The following is an 8,481-nucleotide window of genomic DNA, read 5'->3' on the forward strand; positions in this document are numbered from 1 at the left end:
GCCCGTCAGGCTAGGTGGCGCGCAGCGCCGAGTCGAGGTCTCGCACGTCGGTGGCGTCCCACGGGCGCTCCCAGCCGCCGAGCCGGAGCAGCCCGCTGACCAGTCCGGCGGTGAAGCCCCACACCAGCATCCCCGGTGCGGAGAAGGCGGGTCCGGTGTAGCCGGACGGGTGCGAGACGCGGAACCGGTTCGCCGGGTCGGCGAGGTGGGCGACGGGGACGCGGGCGACGGCCGCCGTCTCGCCGGGGTCGACCGGCGCGACCGGGACCGGGGTGCGCCAGTGCGCGAGCACGGGCGTGACCAGGAACCCGGACACCGGGACGTGCAGCTCGGGCAGCAGGGCCACCGGTCGCACGCCCTCGGCGAGCACGCCGGTCTCCTCGAACGCCTCGCGCAGCGCGGTGCCGACGGGGCCCGAGTCCTCGGGGTCGGCGGCCCCGCCGGGGAAGGCGACCTGTCCGGGGTGGGAGCCGAGGGTGTCGGCGCGGCGCAGCAGGAGCAGGTCGGGGCCCCGGTGGCCCTCGCCGAACAGCATGAGCACGGAGGCCGCGCGGCCGGTGAAGGCGGGCGGTTTCGGGTAGTTGAGGAAGGTGTCGGCGTCGGCGTCCACTGCGGCGGCGGCCAGGCCGCGCATCCACTCGGGCAGCTCGTCGAGGTCGTCGACCAGCCGCTCGGGGGCCCGGCCGGGGGCGAGGCCCGCGACGCGGTCGGCGTCGTGGCCGGTGACGGGGTCGGCGTCGCGGCCGGTGTCCCGGTCGGTGCCGCGGTCGGTCGTCCGGTCGGTCATCCGACCACCTCGCGCACCTGGTCGACGCTGGTGAACACGAGCGGGTCGGTCACCGGGGTGATGGAGCCGTCCGCGCCGACCAGGAAGCTGGCGGGCAGCGCGGGCGGGACCTTGAAGGTCTTGAGCAGCGCCTCGGAGTCGTCGACCAGCGACGGCAGGTGCACGCCGATCCGGGAGAGCAGGTCGAGGCCGTCCGCCTCGCCGCTCTTGACCTGGACGCCGAGCACCGGGATCGCGCCGGGGCGCTGGGAGTAGTCGTCCAGCACGCGCAGCTCCTCGCGGCAGGGCGCGCACCAGGACGCCCAGAAGTTGACCAGCACCCGGCCGGACAGGGCGGTCGCGGCGTCGACCCGCTCACCGTCGCCCAGGCACACGGCGGTGACGCCGCGCAGCGCCTCGGGGCCCGCGCTCGTGCCCGCGGGGCCGGGGCTCGTGCTCGGGGAAGCGGGGCTCGCCGGGTTCCCCGAGAACTGGTCGCACGGCCGCAGCGCGGCCTTGTTGCGCGCCACGCCCAGGTCGGCGCGCTGGGACGTGTCGCGCTGGGGCTGGGGGATCACCGGGTTCGCCGGATCCCCGCCCCTCGGCCACAGGGCGACCACGCCCGCGACCGCGAGCACCAGCACGACCACCGACCACCGCGCCGCCCCGCTCACCCGAGCCGCTCCCCCGACCGCACCCGCTCGGCCAACCCGATCAGGTGCTCCGCCTCGTCGCCCTTCACCAGCTTGGCGGCGCGGACGGGATCGGTGGGCCCCGTCCCGAAGGACGGGCACTGGGGCGCGAGCAGGCAGGCGCCGCACGCGGGCGTCCTGGCGTGGCACACCCGGCGCCCGTGGAAGATCGTCCGGTGGGAGAGCAGGGTCCAGTCCTTGCGCTCCACCAGCGCGCCGACGGCGTGCTCGACCTTGACCGGGTCCTCCTCGGTGGTCCAGCCCCAGCGGCGGACCAGCCGCCCGAAGTGCGTGTCGACGGTGATCCCCGGCACGCCGAACGCGTCGCCGAGCACCACGTTCGCGGTCTTGCGGCCGACGCCGGGCAGCTTCACCAGTTCGGCCTGGTCGCCGGGCACCTCGCCGTCGTGCCGCTCCACGATCTCGGCGGCCAGCCCGGAGATCGCGGCGGCCTTGTTGCGGTAGAAGCCGGTCGGCCGGATCAGCTCCTCCAGCTCGGTCCGGTCGGCGGCGGCGTACTCCTCGGCCGAGCGGTAGCGCGCGAACAGCGCCGGCGTGACCTGGTTCACGCGCTTGTCGGTGCACTGGGCGGACAGGACGACCGCGACGAGCAGTTCCAGCGGGGTGGTGAAGTCCAGCTCGCAGTGCGCGTCCGGGTAGCCGACGCCGAGGACCCGCACCGTCCGGCGGGCCCTGCGGACGAGTCCCAACCGGGTTTCCGGTCGTGCTCCGCCCCGCGCGCCACCCACCATGCCAAAAGGCTACCGGTGGCGCGGACCACCCTCGCGCCGCGGCGGGAGAGGTCACACGCGGTGCGCCGCCGTCCGCTTCCGCCCCGGCTGTCCGCTTCCCGCTCGGCGGTGCGTCACCGGCCCGGCACGGACGGTGGCGCGGGCGCGATCGGGCACCCGCGGGCAACCCCGGACCGGTCCCGGACGTCCATTTCTTCGCACGCGCGCCACGCGCGCGAAGAGACCCCTGCCAGTGCGCCCGAAAACGGGATGCGCAAGGATCGGAGCCATCATGACTGCCTGGTTCGTCATCGCCGTTCCGATCGTGATCATGTTCTTCGCGCTCTTCATGGAGCGCGTCGAAGCCCGCCTGCGGCACGTCGCCGTGCAGGAGGACGAGGTCGAGGAGTTCCTCGAGTCCGCGCGCCCCGACGAGGTCAAGGCGCTCTACGGGCACGGCATCGGCCGCGCGCTGGAGCTGTTCCGCCTGCGCCGGTTCGGCGGTCGCTCGAAGAACCTCCGGTCGCGCCCCCGCCGCTAGGGCGGGCACCAGCGTTGATCAGGCCCAACGGGGCTCCCCCCGGTGGGCCGCATCGCGCTGTCCGGACTGTGCCGACGGCGCGCCCGAAAGGCGATCCCGACCACAGCCCTTAGACTGCACTCAGTGATCGACGGCAGGCGCTGATCCGCCAGAAGGCGGAACGCGCTCGACCACGCCGTCGCGTCTCGACAGGAGGGACGAGGTGGACGAGACCCTGGCCCGCGCGGGCATCTTCCAGGGGGTTGAACCGGCGGCAGCGGAGGCACTGGCGCAGACGCTGGAGTCCGTTGAATTCCCGCGCGGCCACGTGATCTTCGCGGAGGGCGAACCGGGCGACCGGCTTTACATCATCCAATCCGGAAAGGTGAAGATCGGGCGCAAGTCGCCGGACGGTCGGGAGAACCTGCTCGGGATCTTCGGACCGTCGGACATGTTCGGCGAGCTGTCGATCTTCGACCCCGGTCCGCGCACGTCCACCGCGACGACGGTGACCGAGGTGCGCGCGGTCAGCATGGACCGCCCGGCGCTGCGGCAGTGGATCTCGAACCGGCCGGAGATCGCGGAGCAGCTGCTCCGCGCGCTGGCGCGCAGGCTGCGCCGGACGAACTCCATGCTGGCCGACCTGATCTTCACGGACGTGCCCGGCCGCGTGGCGAAGGCGCTGCTCCAGCTCGCCCAGCGGTTCGGCAGCCAGGAGGCGGGGCTGCTGCGGGTGACGCACGACCTGACGCAGGAGGAGATCGCCCAGTTCGTGGGCGCCTCGCGCGAGACGGTCAACAAGGCCCTGGCGGACTTCGCCCACCGGGGTTGGCTGCGCCTGGAGGGCAAGAGCGTGCTGATCCTGGACCCGGAGCGGCTCGCGCGCCGAGCCCGGTAGTCCAGCGCGCCCCGGTGTCGACGGGGTTCTCGGAAAACGACCCGCGTCGGGGCCGACCCCCGCGGCGGAGCACTCCCGAGGTGAGGCGCGCCCCGCTTCCGACCGCGGCGGACCAGGTGTCCGCGTGGCGGGAAGCGGGGCGCTCCGCCGGTCGACGCGGGCGCGCGGACAGTTCGTGCGCCGCACGGACGGGTGAACACGATCAGCTCGACGGCGGCCTGCCGGTGGTTCCGACCACCAGGAGGCGGCCGTCGTGCTTGTCGTGGGGCTTTTCCGGACCGCGCGCAGCCGACAGGCGGTGGAGCGAGCACGGCCGGAACGAGAACAACCGAACGGGGACAGCGGAGCCGGGCGCCGCCCCCGACGCGGCGCTCCGGCCCCGCTGCTCTCGCGGCCCATCCCCCGACAGACCGCGTCTCCGCTTCCGGCGCCCGCAGGCCCCGACCCTCGTGGCACCGGACTGGAGTACCTGGGTACCCGCGGGTCCGGCCTGCTGAAACCGGGTTCGCGCGGGTTCGTGCGCACACCTTCGCACGCCCCCCACCCCGCGCCTCAAGGGCGTTCACCCTCGGGGAATGCCGGTTCAGCCCCTCCACCTCGCGTTTTCACCCGTTCATCGCAGCGGTGCGCCCGGATCGGGTCCGGCGCCCCCGGCCGCTGCGCCGTTCGGGTCTCCGGGACGGGGCGAACGGGAGAACAGCGGGCAAAAAATTGGTACTCGCGTACCAGGTCTGCATACTGGCACGCATGTCCCACTCCGCCCGGCTCTCCGACTACCGCGCCGCCCTCACCACGCCCGCGATGCGCGGCCCCGTCGTCGCGGGCCTGTTCGCCAGGCTGCCGATCGCGATGATCGGCTTCGCGCTGCTGCTCTACGTCCAGCGGGCCAGCGGCTCCTACGGCACGGCGGGGCTGGTGTCGGCCTCGGCGCTGATCGGCGTCGCGCTGGGCGCGATCGCGCAGGGCAGGCTGATGGACCGGTTCGGGCCGAGCAGGCCGCTGCTGGGCGTCACCGCGCTGTTCGCGCTGGCCGCGACCGGCGCGGTCGCGGCGGTGGAGAGCGGCGCGACCGTGGTCGTGCTGGCGCCGCTGGCGTTCGCGGTCGGGTTCACCGAGCCGATGGCCGGGTCGGCGTCGCGGGCGCTGTGGACGAGCATCGTGCCCGCCGGGCCGCTGCGCGACGCGGGCATCGCCTACGAGGCGATCAGCATGGAGGTCTTCTTCATCCTCGGGCCGGGGCTGGCGGGCGTGCTGGTCACGGCGGCGTGGCCGGGCACCGGGTTCGTGGTGGGCGCGGCGATGATGGTGGTCGGCGCGCTGTGGTTCGCCTGCACGCCGACCGTGCGCGGGCGGCGGCCGGAACCCGTCCAGGGCGGCGGGCTGCTCGGCGCGCTGGCCTCGCCGGGGATGCGGACCGTGGCGCTCGCGGCGCTCGGGTTCGGGCTGTCGATCGGGTTCATCGAGGTGGCGGTGCCCGCGGCGGCCGACGCGGCCGGGCACAAGGGGGTCGGCGGGCTGCTGCTGAGCCTGTGGTCGGTCAGCTCGGTGCTGTTCGGGGTGCTGTACTCGCTGCGCCCGCTGCCGCGCCCCATGCACCTGCGGCTGCCGGTGCTGCTGGGCGGGTTCTCGCTGCTCGCGGCGCTGCTGGCGATCCCGACGACGCTCGTCGGGCTCGCGGTGGCGCTGTTCGTGGTCGGCTCGCTGATCACCCCGCAGTCCACCGCGCACTCCGCGGCGATCGAGCAGGTCGCGCCCGAGGGCACGGCGGCCGAGGCGTTCGGGTGGGTGGTCACGGCGGTGACGCTGGGGCTGGCCGCCGGGCAGGGGCTCGCCGGGCAGATCGTGGAGGCTCGCGGGACGTCCACGGCGTTCCTGGCGGCTGCCGCGTCCGGGTTGGCGGTCGCGCTGGTGGTCTGGTTGCTGCGCGGGACGGTCGCGGCGGGCGCGCCCGGCGTTCCCGCGGGCGCCGCTGTCCCCCAGGAGGAGGACGCCGGGCTCGTCGGGCGCTGAACCGGGCCGGAAGTGTCGGGGGTGCTCGCTAGCTTCCGGGGATGGACCTCACCGCCACCACCTCGGAACTCGCCTCCGCCGTCGCCGACGTCGCCCGCCTGCTGCCCGGTCGTGTGCTCGACCCCGTGCTGGCGGGCGTCGTGCTGCGGGCCGGGCCGGGCGGGGTGGAGCTGTCGGGCAGCGACCGGGAGCGGTCGCTGCGGCTGAGCCGGGCGGCCACCACGCACTCCGAGGGGGCCGCGCTGGTGCCCGCGAAGCCACTGGCCGAGACGCTGCGGGCACTGGAGTCCCCGCAGGTGCGGCTGGTGGTGGAGGGGGCGCGGCTGGCCGTGCGCACGGGGGCGGCGAGGTTCGCGCTGCCGCTGCTGGAGCTGGGCGACCACCCTGGGGTCCCGGAGCTGCCGCCGGTCGCCGGTTCCGCGCCCGCCGGGGCGTTCGCCTCGGCGCTGGCGGCGGTGGCCACCGCGGCGTCCAGGGACGACGCGCTGCCGGTGTTCACGGGCGTGCGGGTGCACGCGGCCGGGGACCGGCTGGAGCTGATCACCTCGGACCGGTACCGGCTGGGGTTCGCGTCGGTGCCGTGGGCGGGCGGGGAGCTGGACGCGCTGGCCCCGGCGGTGCAACTGGCCGAGGTGGCGAAGCAGGCCGCGCGGGACGAGCGGGTGGAGCTGCGCGCCGACGCGGACCGGCTGGCGCTGGCCTGGGGCGGGGGGAGCGCGAGCACGGCGCTGCTGGCCGCGCCGTTCCCGGACGAGCGGGCGCGGAAGCTGCTGGCCGCCGAGGGCGAGTGCACGGTGGTGCTGGAGGCGGACGAGCTGGCCGGGGCGGTGCGCCGGGCCGCGCCGTACTCGGGGGCGAACGGGGCCGTGCAGCTGGCGGCCGAGGACGGGGAGCTGCGGGTGCGGGGCAGCGACCCGCAGGCCGGGGAGTCGAGCGAGTCGGTGAAGGCGTCGGTGAGCGGCGGACTGCTGACCAGGAGCTTCCAGATCCGGTACCTGTCGGACGCGCTGCGGGCGTTCGCGGGGCGGCGGGTGGAGCTGCGGGTGCAGTCGGGGCTGCGGTCGACCGTGCTGACGGCCGAGGAGGACGCGAGCGGGGTGCGGTTGACGTACCTCGTGGTGCCGCTGCGGACGCCCTGAGCGGGGCGGGCCGCGACCTCGGGCGGCGGGGACCGGACGGGTCTTCCCGTTCGGCCGTTCGGCGCGCCCCGGAGCGGGTGGCGTGCGGCCGGTTCGGGTTCGGGTTCCGGGAGATCGTGGGATGTCGTTCAAGAGGACGAGCCGAAGACCGACGGCTCCGGGGTCAGGCACCAGTTCGCCACCTACCGCGACCCGGCGGGCAAGACGGTCATTCGGGTGCTCCACAGCCAGCACCCCGGCACCACCGACGACCTGCCGGACGCGGCGTTCGCCGTGCCCGTGCTGGGCCTGGTGGTCACCCGGGGGTTCCTGCCCGCCCAGTGCCGGGTCACTCGGTGATGGTCGTCCTGAGCAGCAGCGCGGTGGTGGACATCCCGGCCTCGTCGGGCTTCTTCTCCAGGAGCACCTGGCCGGTGAACATCTGGCCGTTCACGCCCGCCGCCGTGCCCATGACGAACTTCAGGTCGTCGAAGTTCGACTGGCCCGCGTAGCCGGGCAGGCTCATCACGTCGTACGCGGTGACCTTGCCGGGGTTCTGCTCGAGCTGGTACTTGACGTAGCCCTGCATGTCGAGGGCGTTGTAGACGGTCACGACGACGGCCATGACCACCTTGCCGTCCAGCTGGTAGTGGGCCTCCTGGACGGGGTACCCGGCCTTGTTGAGCTCGGTCGGGGTCTGCTTGCAGGTGGGGGTTCCCGACTTGCCCAGCACGTGCATCGTCATCAACGACAGCATGTCGGCGTCCACCCGACCGCAGACGTCGATCTCGGTGAGCGCGCTGTTCGACGCGCTGGGCTTGCCGGACGTGCTGGGCTTGGCGGAGGAGGCGCTCGGGCTGGCGGGGACGCTGACGTCGGGCGCGGCCACGGGCTTGCCCTGCTCCACGGTGGTGCACCCGGTGAGCAGCGCGGTCGTGGCGGTGAGCGCGGTGAGCAGCGCACGTCTGATCGTCATGGTGGTCCCCCCTGGTCGGCGGGCAGGACGGTACCCAGTCCGCGCGCGCCACCGCCCCGGAAACGGGGAATCCGCCGAGTGGGCTGCCCCACGGGCCCGGCTCGGCAACAGGCCGGGTCAGCAGGCCGGGTCAGCGGCGCAGGTGCTCCAGCTGGGCGCGCACCGACCACTCCGCCGCGGGCCACAGGGCGCGGTCCACGTCCGCGTACACCACCTCCACCACCTGCCGCGCCGTCGCACCCGGCCCCAGGGCCTCCAGGGCCGCCACCACCTGGGCCAGGCGCTGCTCGCGGTGCGCCAGGTAGCGCCGGGCCGCCTCCGCCGCGTCGGGCAGCTCGGGGCCGTGGCCGGGGAGCACGGCGGTGCCCGGCGGCAGGTCCGCCAGCACGCGCAGCGACTCCAGGTAGTCCCCCAGCCGCCCGTCCGGGTGAGCCACGATGGTGGTGCCCCGGCCGAGGATCGTGTCGCCGGTCAGCACGGCGCCGCCCACCAGGAAGCACAGCGAGTCCGAGGTGTGGCCCGGCGTGCCCACCACCCGGATCTCCAGGCCGGCCGCCGCCACGACGTCGCCGTGCGCCAGGCCCTCGTCACCCAGGCGCAGCGCCGGGTCCAGCGCCCGCACCGGGGCGCCGACGCGCTCGCCGAACTCGCGCGCGCCCTCCGCGTGGTCCGGGTGGCCGTGCGTGAGCAGCACCTGCGCCACCGGGCCGAAGCCCGCCGCGCGCGCCCGGTGCGCCTCCTAGCTCTGGCCCGGGGCCACCACGACGCAC

Annotated in this window: 9 protein-coding genes and 1 pseudogene; 5 read left to right on the forward strand and 5 right to left on the reverse strand. The window is 75.0% G+C overall.

Features of this window, described 5'->3' with window-relative positions; translation table 11 throughout:
* Positions 1-10: 10 nt before the first annotated feature.
* From ACTUAL_RS06980 to nth, 3 genes are all read right to left on the reverse strand, one after another.
* The gene (locus tag ACTUAL_RS06980; protein WP_096497541.1) at positions 11-634 is read right to left on the reverse strand and encodes an NUDIX hydrolase; all 624 of its coding nucleotides are present in this window, start codon (positions 632-634) and stop codon (positions 11-13) included.
* Between the two features lie 149 nt (positions 635-783).
* The gene (locus ACTUAL_RS06985; RefSeq protein WP_440899673.1) at positions 784-1,440 is read right to left on the reverse strand and encodes a TlpA family protein disulfide reductase; all 657 of its coding nucleotides are present in this window, start codon (positions 1,438-1,440) and stop codon (positions 784-786) included.
* Positions 1,437-2,210, reverse strand: a complete 774-nt coding sequence (nth, locus tag ACTUAL_RS06990) for an endonuclease III (RefSeq protein ID WP_440899674.1) — start codon at positions 2,208-2,210, stop codon at positions 1,437-1,439. Before nth ends, ACTUAL_RS06985 begins: the two co-directional genes overlap by 4 nt.
* 271 nt (positions 2,211-2,481) lie before the next feature.
* Between nth and ACTUAL_RS06995 the strand changes: the two genes are divergently transcribed.
* The 5 genes from ACTUAL_RS06995 (at position 2,482) to ACTUAL_RS07015 (ending at position 7,095) form a co-directional block, all read left to right on the forward strand.
* The gene (locus tag ACTUAL_RS06995; protein WP_012782886.1) at positions 2,482-2,730 is read left to right on the forward strand and encodes a hypothetical protein; all 249 of its coding nucleotides are present in this window, start codon (positions 2,482-2,484) and stop codon (positions 2,728-2,730) included.
* A 202-nt stretch (positions 2,731-2,932) separates the two neighbouring features.
* The gene (locus tag ACTUAL_RS07000) at positions 2,933-3,607 is read left to right on the forward strand and encodes a Crp/Fnr family transcriptional regulator (protein WP_012782885.1); all 675 of its coding nucleotides are present in this window, start codon (positions 2,933-2,935) and stop codon (positions 3,605-3,607) included.
* Positions 3,608-4,354: 747 nt separating this feature from the next.
* Entirely contained in the window at positions 4,355-5,617 is a 1,263-nt protein-coding gene (locus ACTUAL_RS07005; protein ID WP_096491109.1) for an MFS transporter, read from the forward strand.
* 41 nt (positions 5,618-5,658) lie between these two features.
* On the forward strand, positions 5,659-6,756 hold the full coding sequence (gene dnaN / locus ACTUAL_RS07010) for a DNA polymerase III subunit beta (RefSeq protein ID WP_096491108.1): 1,098 nt from the start codon (positions 5,659-5,661) through the stop codon (positions 6,754-6,756).
* Between the two features lie 216 nt (positions 6,757-6,972).
* Positions 6,973-7,095 carry a hypothetical protein gene (locus tag ACTUAL_RS07015; protein WP_256373713.1) on the forward strand — a complete coding sequence of 41 codons (123 nt, stop codon included), beginning with the start codon at positions 6,973-6,975 and terminating at the stop codon, positions 7,093-7,095.
* Here ACTUAL_RS07015 and ACTUAL_RS07020 read toward each other — a convergent pair.
* Positions 7,085-7,711 (reverse strand): hypothetical protein, encoded by a 627-nt coding sequence (locus ACTUAL_RS07020; protein ID WP_440899675.1) that lies wholly within the window; start codon positions 7,709-7,711, stop codon positions 7,085-7,087. The genes ACTUAL_RS07015 and ACTUAL_RS07020 overlap by 11 nt on opposite strands.
* Positions 7,712-7,841: 130 nt before the next feature.
* Positions 7,842-8,481: pseudogene (locus ACTUAL_RS07025) on the reverse strand (MBL fold metallo-hydrolase); the annotation flags it as partial.

This window comes from Actinosynnema sp., from assembly GCF_052038725.1.